Source organism: Martelella mediterranea DSM 17316, from assembly GCF_002043005.1.
Classification (GTDB): domain Bacteria; phylum Pseudomonadota; class Alphaproteobacteria; order Rhizobiales; family Rhizobiaceae; genus Martelella; species Martelella mediterranea.
Genome location: NZ_CP020331.1, coordinates 1 through 16,147, shown reverse-complemented (window position 1 = coordinate 16,147; position 16,147 = coordinate 1). Strand labels below are relative to the sequence as shown.

Annotated in this window: 17 protein-coding genes; 2 read left to right on the top strand and 15 right to left on the bottom strand. The window is 61.4% G+C overall.

What is annotated here, in order from left to right:
* Positions 1-142: 142 nt before the first annotated feature.
* From Mame_RS21840 to Mame_RS21805, 8 genes are all read right to left on the bottom strand, one after another.
* Positions 143-1,615, bottom strand: a complete 1,473-nt coding sequence (locus Mame_RS21840; protein WP_079921016.1) for an NAD(P)-binding domain-containing protein — start codon at positions 1,613-1,615, stop codon at positions 143-145.
* A gap of 28 nt (positions 1,616-1,643) precedes the next feature.
* Entirely contained in the window at positions 1,644-2,129 is a 486-nt protein-coding gene (locus Mame_RS21835; RefSeq protein WP_018066996.1) for an L-2-amino-thiazoline-4-carboxylic acid hydrolase, read from the bottom strand.
* Positions 2,122-2,832, bottom strand: a complete 711-nt coding sequence (locus tag Mame_RS21830; RefSeq protein WP_018066995.1) for an ABC transporter ATP-binding protein — start codon at positions 2,830-2,832, stop codon at positions 2,122-2,124. Before Mame_RS21830 ends, Mame_RS21835 begins: the two co-directional genes overlap by 8 nt.
* A complete protein-coding gene (locus tag Mame_RS21825) occupies positions 2,829-3,581 on the bottom strand; it encodes an ABC transporter ATP-binding protein (RefSeq protein ID WP_018066994.1) in 753 nt (250 codons plus the stop codon). Before Mame_RS21825 ends, Mame_RS21830 begins: the two co-directional genes overlap by 4 nt.
* The gene (locus Mame_RS21820; protein ID WP_155122252.1) at positions 3,578-4,588 is read right to left on the bottom strand and encodes a branched-chain amino acid ABC transporter permease; all 1,011 of its coding nucleotides are present in this window, start codon (positions 4,586-4,588) and stop codon (positions 3,578-3,580) included. The genes Mame_RS21825 and Mame_RS21820 overlap by 4 nt, the downstream gene beginning before the upstream one ends.
* The gene (locus Mame_RS21815; protein WP_018066992.1) at positions 4,581-5,495 is read right to left on the bottom strand and encodes a branched-chain amino acid ABC transporter permease; all 915 of its coding nucleotides are present in this window, start codon (positions 5,493-5,495) and stop codon (positions 4,581-4,583) included. Before Mame_RS21815 ends, Mame_RS21820 begins: the two co-directional genes overlap by 8 nt.
* A 126-nt stretch (positions 5,496-5,621) precedes the next feature.
* Entirely contained in the window at positions 5,622-6,752 is a 1,131-nt protein-coding gene (locus Mame_RS21810; protein WP_018066991.1) for an ABC transporter substrate-binding protein, read from the bottom strand.
* Between the two features lie 234 nt (positions 6,753-6,986).
* On the bottom strand, positions 6,987-7,694 hold the full coding sequence (locus Mame_RS21805) for an aspartate/glutamate racemase family protein (protein WP_018066990.1): 708 nt from the start codon (positions 7,692-7,694) through the stop codon (positions 6,987-6,989).
* A 180-nt stretch (positions 7,695-7,874) separates the two neighbouring features.
* On the opposite strand from Mame_RS21805, the gene Mame_RS21800 reads away from it, so the two are divergent.
* The gene (locus tag Mame_RS21800) at positions 7,875-8,336 is read left to right on the top strand and encodes an Lrp/AsnC family transcriptional regulator (RefSeq protein ID WP_018066989.1); all 462 of its coding nucleotides are present in this window, start codon (positions 7,875-7,877) and stop codon (positions 8,334-8,336) included.
* Positions 8,337-8,534: 198 nt separating this feature from the next.
* On the opposite strand, the gene scpB is transcribed toward Mame_RS21800, so the two are convergent.
* Together scpB and Mame_RS21790 are read right to left on the bottom strand one after the other, a co-directional pair.
* Positions 8,535-9,236 (bottom strand): SMC-Scp complex subunit ScpB, encoded by a 702-nt coding sequence (gene scpB, locus Mame_RS21795; RefSeq protein ID WP_079921015.1) that lies wholly within the window; start codon positions 9,234-9,236, stop codon positions 8,535-8,537.
* A 2-nt stretch (positions 9,237-9,238) separates the two neighbouring features.
* Positions 9,239-10,192: a DUF1403 family protein gene (locus Mame_RS21790; RefSeq protein WP_026173983.1), complete on the bottom strand. Its 954-nt coding sequence runs from the start codon at positions 10,190-10,192 to the stop codon at positions 9,239-9,241.
* 146 nt (positions 10,193-10,338) lie between these two features.
* Between Mame_RS21790 and Mame_RS21785 the strand changes: the two genes are divergently transcribed.
* Entirely contained in the window at positions 10,339-11,409 is a 1,071-nt protein-coding gene (locus Mame_RS21785; protein ID WP_018067752.1) for a site-specific integrase, read from the top strand.
* 220 nt (positions 11,410-11,629) lie between these two features.
* On the opposite strand, the gene Mame_RS21780 is transcribed toward Mame_RS21785, so the two are convergent.
* The 5 genes from Mame_RS21780 to repA form a co-directional block, all read right to left on the bottom strand.
* Positions 11,630-12,061, bottom strand: coding sequence for a type II toxin-antitoxin system VapC family toxin (locus Mame_RS21780; protein ID WP_018067887.1), 432 nt, complete (start codon positions 12,059-12,061; stop codon positions 11,630-11,632).
* On the bottom strand, positions 12,061-12,303 hold the full coding sequence (locus Mame_RS21775) for a type II toxin-antitoxin system Phd/YefM family antitoxin (protein ID WP_018067886.1): 243 nt from the start codon (positions 12,301-12,303) through the stop codon (positions 12,061-12,063). The genes Mame_RS21780 and Mame_RS21775 overlap by 1 nt, the downstream gene beginning before the upstream one ends.
* Positions 12,304-12,399: 96 nt before the next feature.
* Positions 12,400-13,719: a plasmid replication protein RepC gene (repC, locus tag Mame_RS21770; RefSeq protein WP_018067137.1), complete on the bottom strand. Its 1,320-nt coding sequence runs from the start codon at positions 13,717-13,719 to the stop codon at positions 12,400-12,402.
* Between the two features lie 206 nt (positions 13,720-13,925).
* Positions 13,926-14,933: a plasmid partitioning protein RepB gene (repB, locus tag Mame_RS21765; protein ID WP_026173991.1), complete on the bottom strand. Its 1,008-nt coding sequence runs from the start codon at positions 14,931-14,933 to the stop codon at positions 13,926-13,928.
* A complete protein-coding gene (repA, locus tag Mame_RS21760) occupies positions 14,930-16,147 on the bottom strand; it encodes a plasmid partitioning protein RepA (RefSeq protein WP_018067777.1) in 1,218 nt (405 codons plus the stop codon). Before repA ends, repB begins: the two co-directional genes overlap by 4 nt.

The window sequence follows — 16,147 nt, the reverse complement described above, 5'->3', positions numbered from 1 at the left end:
GAAAGTATCGATTGTTAGGGGCCAGAACAAGGTTTGCGAAGAATCGTATGCGGCCTTTCTCAACCAAAGACAGCAACTGTTAACGGAGGCGTCACCATCAAAGCACGGTAGCTGTCTTTGAACGCTGCGGAACACGATCCCTCTATGCGCGGTTGACATAGTCCGGCGCATAGAATGGCGTTGGCGCCAGTTCATGTTCTTCTTCCCAGTCTTTCAGGCGCTTGAACAGAACGTCGAAGTCGTCGACGAAGAGATGGCTGGCGATATGCGAGGCCAGGTGCTCGCCGGCGGGATTGACGCTCGGCACATCGAGCGAGAGCGTGCCGAAGCTCAGATATGAGCCGGTGTTGAAGATGTGGATGCGCTCGAGCGCGCTTTCTTCAATGCCGCGCTCCCTGAGCTCGAAACCTTCGCCGAGATAGGGCATCCGGGCGAGGCCGGCATTGGCTATGCCCTCCGGCGGTTGATAACAATCGCCCCAGGTAAGGATGCGGTCCTTCAGCGCGGAAAACATAGGCTCCCGTGCAAGGTCGACGGAAAAACCGGTGCCAAGAATCAGGAAGTCGAAATGCCTGATCTCGCCGTCCATGAAGGTGATTTCAACGCCGTTGCCGGCGCGCGCGATCGTTCTGAACGGCTTGCCGAAATGGATCTCGAAATTGTCATGGGCAGTCGTTCTGAGCACGGTTTCATGCGGCGGCGGGGTCTGGATGCGTTCCAGATAAACAGCCATTTCCCAGCGTTTCGCATCGGAAAGACCGCGCCAGCCGGCGAAGAAACCGGGATTGGCATTGGCGCGCCCCTTGTTCAACTGCGGCAGCGCCTTTCGGCGGCAGAACATCTCCACCCGGCCAGCCCCGCTTTCGAGCGCCGTCGCGGCGTTGTCCCAGGCCGATGAACCCGCGCCGATGACGGCGACGGACTTGCCCTTGAGGCGGCCGAAATCGATCATTTCACAGGTGTGCGCCGACAGATCCGGCCAGAGATCGGCCGCCACGCCCTGAGGGCGATTGAAGCCGCCCGCTCCCGGACGGCCGGTGGCGATCACAACGCGCTTGGCCCTGAGCACCCGACCATCCGCGGTCGTGAGCGCCACATGGTCCGGAGAGGGAGCAAGGTCGACGACATCGCAGTTGTTGTCGACCGGCAGTTCCAGCACGTTTCTGAGCCAGATCAGATAGTCCTGCCATACGGAGTTCGGGATTTTATAGAGCGCCCCCCATGCCTCATCGCCGAAGGCGGCGACATACCATGAGCGGAAGGTCAGCGAAGGGATGCCGAAGGGCGAGCCGGGCAGATCCTTCTTCGACCGCAAGGTCAGCATCCGCGCATAGGTTACCCACGGCCCTTCCTTGCCCTCGGGCGCGCGATCCAGCAGTTTGATGTTGCGGATACCCTTGAATATCAGGCTTCCGGCGGCCGAAAGCCCGAACATGCCGGCGCCGACGATGACGACGTCATAAAGCGGCGCGCCATCTGCGGCGGTCTTCCGGGCCGTCCAATCCTCCGGCGGGAGTTTGAGAACGGCAAGATCGTCTTTCACACGCGCTTCAAGTGCGGCAAGCCCCGCGCGCCCTTCCTGCGGCGCGTCGGATATCTTCAAGGATGTAGGCATCTCTGTTCAGCTTCCCTGTTGGCCGGCGTCATTGCGCCGCCTCATCTTCCATTGAGTAGCGAAAATCGCAGTGGCTTGCGCCGGACATGATCGTCTGGGTGCGTCTGAGCTTCATTTTCGGATTGAAGCCCTCGCAAAACGCGCCGTCGCGATTACACGACAGGAGATCGCCGATATCGCCGAGCCCCATTGCCCGATACATTTCCGCATACCGGCAGCGGGTGACGTTGAAGGAGAGTGTTTCCGGCCCCGCCTCCAGCACAGTCATTTCCAGCGCGCCGCCAGCCGTCCAGTTGGGAAGGATCGCGGAAAAATCAGCGAAATCCGCAGGGTGGTCGAGTTCGCCAGCAAAGCTTTCGCCCTGCCGGATCGCCGCCCGCGTCACCGCATCGCCAATCACGGAACGCGCCTCGCCCTCGCCCCGGCGCGCCTTCAGCTCCTGGTAGACGCTTGCCAGAACATTGGCCTCGATGCGGCGCTGCTCGATGATCGGGATACGGCGCTGCTCAGACATGCGCGTGACCTCCGAGATAGGCTTCCGCGACGCGTGGATCGGCGGCAAGCGCCTTTGCGTCTCCCTGCAGCACGATCTTGCCGCCTTCCATGACGGCGGCCTGATCCGTGATCCGCAGAACCGACTTGGCGTTCTGCTCGACGATCAGGATCGACAGGCCTTCGCTGCGGATTCTCTCGATGAGATCAAAGATCGCCTTGACGATTTTCGGCGCGAGGCCGAGCGAGGGCTCGTCCAGAAGCAGGATTTCCGGTTTTCCCATCAGGGCCCGGCCGATGCAGAGCATCTGCTGTTCACCGCCGGAAAGCGACCCGGCCTCCTGGTTGATGCGCTCCTTCAGGATCGGAAACAGGCTGGCGACATGATCGAGTTCGGAAAGTCCGTGCCGGCCACCGCCGATCAGCAGGTTTTCCCGCACCGTCATGTTGGAGAAAATCTGGCGGCCTTCCGGGGCCTGGGAAATGCCTGCCTTGACGATGGCGTGGCTGGGCAATCCGCTGACCACCTCGCCCTTGAAGCGGATCGTGCCGCCATCCGGCTTGTAGATGCCGGAAATGGCGCGCATCAGCGTGGTCTTGCCAACCCCGTTGGAGCCCAGCACGCCGTAAATGCCTTTCTCCTCGACGCTCAGCGAGACGCCATGGAGGATCTGCTGGACGCCCATGGAAACGGTGAGGTTTTCGACTTCGAGTACCGCGCTCATTCGTCGCCTCCAAGGTAAGCTTCCAGAACAACGGGATCATTGCGAACCACGGAGGGCACATCATCCGCGATCTTGCGGCCCGACGCGATGACGACGACCCTTTCGCAGATGCTCATCACCAGGTTCATGTCATGCTCGACCAGCATGATCGGCAGGCCGTCAGCGTTGAGCTGTTTGACAAAGGTCGCGAGCTCCGCCGTTTCCGTGTCGTTCAGGCCCGCCGCCGGCTCATCGAGGATCAGGAATTGCGGATCCATCGCCAGCGCGCGGGCGATTTCCAGATATTTGCGGCGGCCATAGGAGAGGTTGGCGGCAAGATCGTCGGCAACCTCGGTCAGGCCCGTCATCTCCAGCGCCTTCCAGCTTGCCTCCGAGATGGTCTCGGCACGCTTTCTACCGCCTGCAATCGACTGAAAGAAATTCATGCCGGTCGCCCCCAGCGCGCCGACGGAGACGTTGTCGAACACGGTCATGTTGGGAAAGATGCGCAAATTCTGGAAGGTGCGCGACATGCCGCGCTTGGCGATCGCAAAGGGCTTCTGGCCGGTAATGTCCTCGCCCTTGAACCGGACCTTTCCGCCCGACACCGGCGTGAAACCGGAAATCAGGTTGAACAGCGTCGTCTTGCCGGCGCCGTTCGGGCCGATCAGGCCGACAAGTTCGCCTTCGCCGACATGGGTGGTGATGTCGTCAACCGCCTTCAGCCCGCCGAAATGGCGCGAGAGGTTCTGGATTTCGAGCACGTTCATCGCCAGCCCACCTTCTTGTCGCCCGGGGCCGCGGCCCAGCGGTCGCCAAACTGGCGGCGGATCAGGGAGAGAGCGGGCACTTCGCCGAAGAGGCCCTTGGGCAGAAACAGGATGGCCAGGAACATGACGAGGCCGACCGCGATGTTGCGGAAGTCGCCGACATCGCGCAGCACCTCCGGCAACAGGATCAGCAGCGCCGCGCCAATGATCGCCCCCGGCAGCGAGCCGAGCCCGCCGACAACCACCATCGCCAGAATCTGGATCGAGACCGAGAAATCGAAGTCCTTTGGCGAAATATAGCCCGTCGTGTAGGCCCACAGTGCGCCAGCGAGACCCGCGAAGAAGGCCGAAAGCGTAAACACTTCGATCTTCAGCCGGACGGTGTTCACGCCCATCGCATCGGTGCACTGGTCGTCCTCGCGCAGCGCTCTCAGCCCATTGCCGTAATAGGAGTGGCTGATGCGGTGGATAAGGAAGATCGAAACTGTCACGACAACGGCGACGACGAAATAAATCCCCGTGTCGGAGGTGATGGAGAAGCCGAACACGCTCATGCCGTCAAACAGCATGACGCCGTTCGGCCCCTTGGTAAAGCCGACCCAGTTCAGCATGATGAGATAGAGCATCTGCCCGATCGCGAGCGTTGCCACGGCGAAATAGATCGACACCAGCCGCATGGTCGGCAGCGCCACCAGAAAGGCGATGAGCGCGGCGACAAGTCCGGCGAGCGGCAGCCCCAGCGTGAAACCGATACCGTAATCGGCGCCAAGCAGGGCGGCGGTATAGGCGCCAACGCCGTAGAAGGCGGCATGGCCGAGATGCAGCAGGCCGGAGGTGCCGGAGACCATGTTGAGCGACGCCGACAGCAGAACGAAGATCAGGACAAGGCTTGCGATCTGATAGAAATAGCCGCGATCGAAGCCGTAAAGAGCCGCCGGCACGATGATGAACAGCAGCAAGAGCGGCAGACCGACGGACAAAAGGCGGGAGGACGGGAGCTTAAACACGTTCCCTCCTTGCGCCGAACAGGCCGCGCGGGAAGAAGATGAGGGTGACGATCAGGAAGCCATAGGCCACCATATCCGACCAGTTGGATGAGATGAAAGTCGTGGCCAGGCCTTCGGAAAGACCGAGAAGCAGGGCGCAGATCACCGCCCCGGGGATCGATGTCAGACCGCCCATGATCATAGCCACGAACGCCTTGATGCCGGGCACGAACCCCATGGCCGGGAAGATCGCGCCGTAATAGAGCCCGACAAGCAGGCCGGCGGCGGCCCCCATCATCGAACCGACGACAAAGGTCGACACGATCGTCATGTCGGTGTTGATGCCGACATATTTCGCGCCGAGCGCATTGTTGGACACGGCGCGAATGGCAAGGCCGATCCGGGTGCGCTTCAGGACATATTGCAGACCGCCCAGCATGATGATGGCGACCACCAGAATGATGATGTCGCCGTTGGAAATCGTCACCGCGCCGAGCTGGATCGGCTTGTTGATCATGTAATCGAAAGGCACGGCCTGCATCTGCGATCCGAAGATCAGCTCAAGCGCTTCGCGCACCACGATCGAAACCGCAAGCGACGACATCAGCGTCGCCTCGCGCATGGCGCGGGATTTCAGCGACGCTTCATCCGAAAACCGCCGGAACGGACGAAACGCTATCCGCTCAAGCCCGAAACCGGCGAGCGCGCCGATCGCCAGCGCGATGAACAGGACAATGAGCAGCGGCGGCGCGAACGCCGTGATTGCGAGGAGCCCGGCGAAAGCGCCTATTGTATAGACCTCGCCATGGGCAAAGTTGACGACGTTCAGAACGCCGAAGATCAGGGTGAACCCGATCGCCATCAGGGCGTAGGTCACGCCGAGCGAAAGGCCGATGAGCAATTGCTGCAGATAATAGGGATCAAGCAAGGTGCGTAACTCCGCATGAGTGGCCGGCCCGGTTCTGGCCGGGCGCACCAGGGGACGCAAGTATAGCGCGTTTCCGGAAAAGCGGGAGAGCCCGGCAGATCAAGCGACCGCCGGGCGCCATCGATCTCAGTTGGAGACCGGGGTGAATTCACCGCCTTCGACAACGGCCTTGGTGAGTTCCTTCTGCGGCTCGCGATCCGAGCCGAAGGTCGTCACGCCCGTCACGCCCGGAAAATCGGTGGTTCCGGCAAGCGCATCGCGCACGCTGTCGCGGGTGACGTCGGGATAGGCCCTGACGATCGCGTCGAGCATGATGTTGACGGCGTCATAGGCCTGGGCGGGGAACTGGCCCGGCAGGTCGCCGCGCTCTTCTTCCCAGGCGGCCACGAATTCCTGCACTTCCGGGCGGTCGTCGTTCGGCATGAAGGTCGCCGTTAGGTGAAGTCCGTCGGCATCGGTGCCCGCAAGCTCGATCAGCTGAGGGCTATAGGCCGCAGAGGTGGAGAAGATCGGGATGTCGAGGCCGAGCTGCTTGGCCTGCTTGAGGAAATTGGCGCCGTCCTCATAGAAGAAGCCGGTATAGATCGCGTCCGGCTCGGCGCGCTCGATCTTGGTGATGATCGAGCGGAAATCCGGCAGGCCGCGATTGAAATATTCCGAGAAGACGATCTCGCCGCCATTCGCCTTCACCTCTTCGGCGAAGTTGTCGACCACGGTCTGACCCCAGTCCGTCTGCTCGGAAATGACGGCGATCTTCTTGTAGCCTTCTTCATTCATCCAGTCGGCGTTGAAGGGACCTTCCTGGGCCTGGGTGGTGATGTTGCGAAACTGATAGGGCGAGATCTTCGTATAATCGGGATGCGATGCCGTCTGGGAAAGCTGCGGCATGCCTTCGCGCTGATAGACCTGGGCGGAGGCCATCGAGACGCCCGAGGTGAAATCGCCCAGCACCGCGACGATTTCGTCATTGTCGGCGAATTTGCGTGCGATCGTGACGCCTTCCTTGGCATCCGAACGCGAGTCTTCATAGATGATTTCCACCGGGACCGGCAGTTCGCCGGACGCATTGAATTTTTCCAGCGCGATTTCGGCAGCCGTCTGGAAATCCTTGCCGTATTGCGCGGTAGAGCCCGTCAGCGGCAGTTGATAGCCCACCTTGATCGGATCACCGTCTGCGGCAAACGAAAATCCCGTCGCAAGCGCCGATGCCGCTATGCCGGCGGAAAGCGCCAGTACCGATTTTCTAAGTCCATTCATGTCGTTCTCCTCTGTGGTCTTTCTTTTGTTTTTTCGTGAAAGATCGTTGGTCAAGTGACACCTGTCTTGCTGTGATGCGATGTCGATAGCAGCTAGCAGTCTTTGCCCCCTGAAATGAGAAAGCGGTTTGCGCGGCGCCTCCGTTCTTTGGAAACTTTTACCAAATAAGATGCTTGTTCAGCACCCTATCTGACGGATGGATCAAGCAATTTACATGCCATCGGCATTTAGCCGTCAGGCCGGTTCCCGCAATCGGTCCTGGTCTTCCGCGCAGGCGAAATCGACGGCCGCGGCCGCGTGAAGCTTCGTCGAGTCGAACACGGGAAGATCGGTATCGGCAGGCCCGATCAGCAACCCGATCTCCGTGCACCCCAGAATAACGCTGTCGCAGCCGGCAGCTTTTGCCTTCTCGATCGCGCCGCGATAAACCTCCCGCGACGCATCCTGCACGATGCCGCAGCAAAGCTCATCAAAGATGATATCGTGTACGGCCTGCCGGTCGGCTGCGTCCGGCACCATGGCTGAAATTCCATGCTCTGATTCAAGGCGATCCCGATAAAACCCCTGCTCCATTGTATAGCGGGTTGCGAGCAGCAGCGGGCGTTTCATGCCGACCGCCTTCAAGGACCGCCCGGTCACATCAACGATGTGGATGAGCGGGATATCGAACTGCGCCGAAACCTCATTTGCGATCATGTGCATCGTATTTGTGCAGATCAGTACGCAATCCGCGCCGCCGCGCTGAAGATTCCGACCGACCTGCCCGAGATAGGCGCTCGCCTTGTCCCATTGACCAGCCTTCTGCCAGGCCACGATTTCAGAGAAATCCACCGAGCGCATGAGAATGTCGGCCGAGACCAGGCCGCCAAATCGCTTTCGCACAAGTTCATTGATCTCCTTATAGTAAACTGCGGTCGACTCCCAGCTCATGCCGCCGATCATGCCTATTGTCTTTTTCAAGGTCTTGCTCCTCATGCTTTTAAAGCAAGATAGCTCAGTTGCGCTGCAAAATGAGATCGAAGATCGCAGGAAAACGGCCGAAGCCTGCCATAATTTCTTGCATTAACCTTATATTATGCGATTATTTTTTATTCAGAGATAATTCCACGCGATTGGTTTCCCATGCTTGATCATCGCGACCGCAAGATCGTCGAACTTCTTCAGCAGAATGCCGATATGCCGGTCACCGATATCGCCGACACCGTCGGGCTATCGGTATCGGCATGCTGGCGGCGTATCAAAAATCTCGAGGAAACGGGTCTGATTGCGCGCAAGGTGGCAATCGTCGACCGCCGGAAGGCCAATGTCGGCATGACGGTCTTTGTCGCCGTGCGCACCTCGCGCCATTCCATGGACTGGCTCGAGAGCTTTCGGCGCGCGATCAGCGACATACCCGAAATCGTCGAGGCCTATCGCCTGACCGGAGAAATGGATTATCTGCTGAGGCTGGTGGTGCCGGATGTCGAGGTCTACGACGCGGTCTACAAACAGCTGATCGCCCGCCTCGATTTCACCGACATCTCTTCGTTTACCGGTATGGAGGAGTTGAAATACACCACCGCCGTGCCGATGAACTATTTGTAGGCCCAGAAGAGGTCGGGCCCTTTGTGCCGATGACGGCATTCATCCTTCTACCTGGGTGATCCGCGCAAGTTAGAACGCAGGGTAGACCGCCCAATCGGCTGCCTTTCATACGCAGGGCCACCACACCAACAACCATGCTTGCCGCTAACATCGCAGGAGCTGGTCATTGAATCCTCCGCGCGCCATGCGGCAACAGCCTCACTCCTCCTCGCCCTCGCCCACGGCCGCCATCGCCTCCTCCTGCACGGCCTTGCGGCTCAGCAACCCGGCATCCTCGAGCGCCTCGATATCGGGCAGGTCGCGGAGCGTTTCCATGCCGAAGGCGGAGAGGAAATGCTTCGTCGTGACGTAAGTGTAGGGCGCGCCGGGTGTCGGGCTGCGGGGGCCGGAGGCGATGAGGGTGGCGCTTCGGAGCGCGCCGATGGTGTCGCGGCTGACCTCCTTGCCGAAGATTTTTGACAGTTCGGCGCGGGTGATGGGCTGGAAGTAGCCGACGGCCATCAGCACCATGGACTCGAATTCGGAAAGGGCTGACACCCCGCCCCTTGTGGGCGCCGCAGAGGCGCGGATCGCGTCGGCATAGGCGGGGCGGCTGCGGTGCTGCCAGCCGCCGGCGACCGCGACGATCTCGTAGGGCCGACCGGTGAGTTCTTCACGAAGATCGTCGATCAGAAGATCGATGCTGCAGGCCTTGCCGACGACGCGGGAAAGCGTCTCGCGGGTGACCGGCTCGGCGGCGGCGAAGATCACCGCCTCGACCCGCAGCATCCATTCGCGCCAGCGCAGTTCGGGCGGCAAGGCCTCGAGCTCCCGATCAAAGAGGCGTTCGCCTCCCGCCTTTTGATCTGCGGCATTCGCTTTCCTGCGGCGGGATGGCCTGTTCTCCGCTGCTCCGGCCATCGTCACAATCCAAAAATCCGAAAGGAGGAACGGCCCGACAATTCGCGCACGGCGCCGAAACCTTCGAGCCGTTCGAACAGGCGGGTTGCGGCCCAGCGGGAAAGCTTGCTGCCGGGCGCTGAAGCCGGCATGGCGTCCTCCTCCAAGAGCGTCTGAATGACCGGGCCGGCCCCCTTCGTCCGCACCTTGAGGGCGACGGCCACAAGAATGTCGGCCCGGCGCGCGATCGCACCCGCCGTCCGCAATGCGGCCCCGGCCCCGTCGGCAAGCGCCAGACAGACCGCGCGGGCAAAAGCCGGTTCGCCTGGCCGCACACGCCCCCTACCCCCAATGGTCCGAAACGCAGGGCCGTAACGCTCCGCTATCATCAAAGGTACGGGCCGGTTCCACTTCAACAGGGTTGCGATCAGCATGTCGGCCATCGCCCAGGCCAAAGGTTCGGCGTCCGGACGGGCGGCGAGGATTGCGGTCACAAGGTCGGCGACCACGAAGGGAACGGCGCGACCGGACTGGAGCGCGGCTTCCGCCAGCTCTAGGATCGACGCGAGATCATCATTCCAAGCGATCCCCATGAGGTCGGCAAGTTCTTCGACCTGTTTCACAGAAAAGCCGGGTTTTCGGGCGACGAGCCTTTTGTAGGCCAGAAACATCGTTCCGGCGGGGCCCGGATCGTCGCCGGCGGCGGTGAGCAGGACGGCATCGCGCAGCGCCGCCTCGTCCTCGCCCCGGCCGGTCAGGCGGACGGCGGCGGCGGCGCATTTCAGCGCCTGCCGTTCGCGCCAGCAGCCGGCCCAGACGGGTTCGGAGCGAACGAGATCATCAAGGGATTTCAGAGCGATACCGGCCGAGAAGGCGGCATCGGCTTCGCTCAATTGGGGCCCGCGCGGGCGGGTCCAAGCTGGCAAAGGCGCGGTGGTCGCGGCGGTTCTGGCGGGTGGCGCGGCGTACGAATCCATGGCGCCAACGCTAACCGAAACGAGCAGTTAATGCCAGCATAATCGACATAAAGCGCACAGCTTGTCTTTTTGCTATTATGATTGATAATCTTGCATTATCGTTCATAATGCTCATTATAGAGAAAAACCCCATTTTGAGGCCCTCAATGCCCGAAAACGACGTCGATCCGCACGCCAGCCCGTCTCTCGGCACGAGCGCCGCTTATGAATTGCAGCCGTCGGGCGCGTTGACGGGCCATCTCGCGCCGCTGGTCGAACGCGCCCGCGGTTACGTCGACGCCGCGAGCGCGGCCAATACAAGGCGCGCCTATGCCGCCGACTGGGCGCATTTTTCAAGCTGGTGCCGGCGCAAGGAGCTTGCGACCCTGCCGCCCGATCCGCAGACCGTCGGTCTCTACATCACGGCCCTCGCCTCCGGGGAAGCGGCCCCGCGGGCAAAGCCGAGCGCGGTTTCCACCATCGAGCGGCGGCTGTCGGCGATCGCGTGGAACTATGCGCAGCGCGGCCTCACGCTCGATCGCCGCGACCGGCATATCGCCACCGTGCTCGCCGGCATCCGCAATCGCCATGCCGCCCCCCCGCGCCAGAAGGAGGCGATCCTGCCCGAGGAGCTGATCGCCATGGTCGAAACGCTCGACCGGGGCACGCTCAGAGGCCTGCGCGATCGCGCCATGCTGCTGATGGGGTTTGCCGGCGGGTTGCGCCGCTCGGAGATCGTCGCGCTCGATTGCGGCCGCGACCAGACCGAGGACGGAAACGGCTGGATCGAAATCCTCGACAAGGGGCTGCTGGTGACGCTGCGCGGCAAGACCGGCTGGCGCGAGGTGGAGATCGGCCGCGGCTCCTCCGATCTCACCTGCCCTGTCCATGCCGTGGAAACCTGGCTGAAGCTCGGCAGGATCGGCCATGGCCCGCTGTTTCGCCGGGTCACCGACAAGGGCAAGGCCGTCGGTTCCGAACGGCTGAAGGACCAGGAGATTGCCCGCCTCATCAAGAAGACCGTTCTTGCCGCCGGCATTCGCGGCGAGTTGCCCGAGGCCGAACGGATAAAACTGTTCTCCGGTCACTCCTTGAGAGCGGGCCTCGCCTCCTCGGCCGAAGTCGACGAGCGCTACATCCAGAAACAGCTCGGCCATGCCTCCGCCGAAATGACAAGGCGCTATCAGCGCAGGCGTGACCGGTTCCGCGTCAATCTCACAAAGGCGGCGGGGCTGTAGAGCACTCTACTCCGTCAAGAGTCCCACAGCGAAATCAAATCCATTGTAAGCGGCAATCCGAACCTATTGAGGCTTGGGAGCTTCACGCCATAGGCGCGTTGATTTCACTGCTTGGCCGACCGTGGTCGAGTGCGCTTGGGCCATCAATCAGAAACCGCTGGTTTACGCGCATCGGCCTGGAAGATGGTCGCCTTTTGCTCGCTCCTCCAACAAAGGTATTTCAACCCGGCAGCGACTGAAACGGATCATGCACCGGAACGCCAAGCGGTGCGAAATGGCGGAGATTGCGGGTCAGGATCGTCAACCCATGGGCCTTTGCAGTCGCGGCGATGGCGATATCGGCAAAGCCCGGCTGATGGGCGCGGGCGGCATCGAGAATCTCGCCTGCGGCATGGGCGCAGCAAAGATCGAATGGCAGAATTTTCTCGCCATATAGATATTCGATGCTCTGCCACCACGCCTGCAAGCGCTCTGCCTTCGTCGTCGATCGTTCCCGTTCCGCCTTGGCAATCCCGGCGCGCACCTCGGCAGCCGTCACCGTGGACAAGAAAAGCGCATCGCTTGCCCTGTCAAGCCACCCGATCAGCGCCACGTCGCCTCCGCGTTTCGACGGCGCAAGTGCCGAAATGACATTGGTATCGACGAGATACATCAAAACGCGACATCGCGTCCGGGTTTATCACTGCGCTCGGCAATCGTATTGTCCTCGCCTGGATAGGCAGCCAGAAGCCGGCCGAAACTGGGCACATGCGCGAGTTTTTCGTATTCCTCATAGGACAAGACGACCACTTCCTTGCGACCGCGCCGCGTGATCACCGACGGCGTGCCGTGCACGGCCTGATCGACAACAGCAGAAAACGTCGCCTTCGCATCTCTGAGTTGAATTTCCCTCATTATCGTAATCCTACTTCGTAACCACTGTAGTCATATATAGTTCGTCAACAGCGTTTTCACAAGCGACGCTGCCGTCGGATGGCGACGGTTGCCTGTTCACGATCGCGGCTTCTTCAGGGAGCGGGCGAGAGCGGAAGAAACGGTCAACCCATCGTCACGGCCGTCCTCCCCTGTCCCGTCGTCATCGGTAGGCGGTGTCTGCGTGGCATTCCCTGCCTCGATCCTTGCCCTCAGCAGCGCCATGACCATCGGCCAGACGGAGAACTGGCCATCCCTCGCCCGTTCCGTCAGGTTGCGGAGATAGCCGCCGGGGCTGACGACGGCCTCGCCGCGCTGGTAGATCGCTGCCAACGTGATCGCGGCCTGTTTGTCGCCCATGATTTCGGCCGCCTCCCGCCAGGCGCTGGGGCTGACGCCCAGCATTGGCCGGGCGATCTCGGCGATGCCCAGGAAGTCCCGCCAGTTACGGATCGAGCCTCCCTTTGCCAGATCCCGAAAGCCCTCGCAGGCATCCAGCACCAGTGCCAGCGGCAATTCCCGCTTCGGCAGGCTGTGCAGGTTGTCGGTTTCGTCGGCGCTGCCGCTCGCTTCTGATTTATTTCTTAAGCCATATTCAGATTCAGATTGGGATTCTGGGTTTGAATTCTGTTTGTGGCGCTCAGCATGAGACTCATTGGCGTTTATTTTTTGCGAATTTACGTGAAATTCCAATGTCTCACGCACTTCCTCATGCAGCAGAGCCAGGGCATCGCAAATATCTTCGGCGATCGCCAGGTCTGGAAGGCGCGGTAGCCGGTCAATGATGTCGCGGTAAACACGGCTCATCTTCGCCCAGTCGCCCGGAACGCCCTCATCGAGCCCGGCCTCGATCATCTTGACGATGTCCCGGCGCAGCAATGTCAGCCGTTCGCGGGCGCATTTCAGCGCCAGGCGCTCCTCGGCGATCCGCGCGGCCATCGCCTCGAACTCGGCCGCCCTGGCCACCAGCGGCGACAGGTCGAAGCCATAGGCCTGCTCGACCTGCCCTCCCCTGCCCTTCCTGGCGAAGCGCTTGCCGTTCGGACTGTCGCGCCGGATGATCAACCCGCACTCGACCAGGACGGCCAGGTGACGGCGCAGCGTCGCCGGCGAGATGCCGTTGGCGCGCGCGATCAACTGCTCGTTGGAGGGCCAGACCACGAAGCCGGTCTCCTCGCAGAGTTCGTTCTCGGGATAAAAGGTCAAAAGCGCGTTCAGGATCGCAAGGCCGCGATCGCTCGCCCCCAACGCCGTACGTGCTTCCCGCACGGTATGAAACAGTTTCCACTTGTTGAGCCGCGCCCCCTTCGGGGCCTCCCGCGCCACTTTCTGGTTTGAAAGCATCGCGAGCGACATCGGCCGCCGCCCAAAGGGCGTCGTTGTCATCGCATTGTCCATAGGTTCACCTTTCAAAAAGGCAAAAGAAATCCCGTCCGCAGTCCACGGAATGAACTGCAGCCTCTTGACTGGGACGGCCGGAAATGCGAATCAGTAGGTGCTAAGAACTTATCGGCTTCCGGACGCTTGTCGTTTGGGGGCCTTTTCTTTTGTCTGTTTCTCTCCTTTTGCTGTTTCGGTTATCGCCCATCGGGCCATCGCTGTTTTTAATCTTCGCGATTGGCGCCGGTGGTTGATGAAAAATACTCCTCGGCGAGGGCATCCATGCGCTCGGAAAGCCATTCGGCGAAGCCGGATTCCTGCCTTGCGATCGATATCGTGGTGCCGGAGGCGCCCGTAGCGATCCGGCCAAGGCTCCTGCCATTGCTGACCAGTTCGCGCACGGACTTCTCCGCAGGCCTGTCTTGGCCGCCGCGCGCGGCCTTCACCGCAAGATCGATGCGCTGCGCGGCATCGGCGGACTGGAAAGCCTGGCTTTCAAGAATGGAGCGGATGCGGGATACCGCTTCTTCTCCCCCGCCCTTCAGGCAGGTTTCCGCAAGCGCCATCCATTTCGGCCGGCCGACGCCCTTGGCGCGGCCGATGGCGAAAATGATATCGTGTGGCACCGCATTGGCCACTTTCAGCATCAGCGAGATCGGCGTCTTGGAAAGGCCAAGCACCGGCTCGATCGCGACGCTGGAAAAACCCGCCTCGCGCAGCTGCGCCGCCCACAGCGCCTGCTCGATCCAGGTGAGGTTCTCGCGCACGCCGTTTTCGAGCGATTGCTCCACCAGCAATTCCCGGTCATCGAGCGGGCGGACATAGGCGCGGATCGTCACCTCGGCGGGCGTCCGGCTCTCGGCGGCGAGCAACCGGATCGCGGCGAGCCGGCGATGGCCGTAGGCGAGCTGATAGCGCCCTTCGGCCTTGGGGTGCGGCCGGACCAGAACCGGCATTTTCTGCCCTTCGGCACGGATCGAGGCCGCGAGGCTTTCGATTTCCTCAGTCGCCTCGCCATCGCTTTCGAACCGGTCGCGATAGGGCGAGGCGTCGATCTTGCCCGGATCGAGCACGACGCTGCTCGATTCCGACAGCGTGTTCAGCGCCTTGCCGACATTGCTGACCACGGACGAACCGCGCCTGGAACGCGAAAGCGGCGAGGGGACCGGTGGTTCCGGTCCCTTCTCCTCACTGTTGGCTTCCGCCATCATTTTCAGGATGTTCTTCTTCATGATGCCCTGCCCCATACGGCCCGAAGAAGCGCCAGGATTTCACCATTCACATTGTCGGCGCTCTCGATCGCGCGCTTCAGGGCCTCGCGACCGACCTCGCCGCTTTCCAGTTCGTAGAGTGATTTCTTGGCAACGCCGGCGCCGGCGATCGCGGTCGATTCGATCGCCTCGTAGACCAGCACATCGTTTTCAAACAGCCGCCGCATCACGCTCGACATGTATTTCTGCGGCCCGTCATTGGGATTGACCCGGGTCATCAGGAATTTCAGGAAATCGTGATCGAACCGGGCACCGAACTGGGCGAGCGTATCGGCGAGATCGGAAATCATGATCAGGAACTGGTTGCAGGAGGCAACGTCCAGCATCGCCGGGTGAACCGTCACGATCAGGCCGGTCGCCGCGTAAAGCGCGGCCAGCGTCGCATAGCCGAGCGAGGGCGGCGTATCGAGCACCACGAAATCATAGTCACCCTCGACCGACGCGATCGCATTCTTCAGCCGCTCGAAGAACAGGCCGAGCTCGTCGCGCTCGCGCTGGGCGAGATAGGCCGGCGTATCGAACTCGAAATCCATCAGTTCCAGATTGCCCGGGATGAGATCGATGCCGGGGAAATAGCTCTCGCGGATGACATCGGAAAGCGGTCGACGCTCATTATCATAGCGCAGCGCCGCATAGACGGTCTCGTTCTCGCCGACATCGAATTCAGGCTGCAGGCCGAAGATCGAAGTCATCGAAGCCTGCGGATCGAGATCGATGCACAACACCCGGTAGCCCTGCAGCGCCAGATAATGCGATAGGTGGATCGATGTCGTGGTCTTTGAGCTGCCGCCCTTGAAATTGGCGGTGGCGACGACCTGCAGCTTCTCCCCTCCCCTGCGGCGCGGCCAAAGCCTGAGCGCGTCGTCCGGGCGGCGGTCGGCCAGAAACTGTCGCAGCTCGGCAAGCTGTCCGACCTGATAGATGCGCCGGTTATTATCGGCGCGCGAGGGCTGCGGCCCCTTGCCATCGATGGTCATAGCCCGCAATGTGCTTTCCGGCACATCGAGCAGCTTGACGAGATCGAGCGTGGAAAAGGTGCGCGTGAACTGCTTGCGTGCCTCCGGCGGATAGATGCGGTGGCGCATCGACTGCAGCTCTGCCGACAGACGCTCGGTATAATCTTCGATCTTTGCCGCTGTGTCGCCGGTCGCGGTGTATGCGGCTGTTTCGGTCAT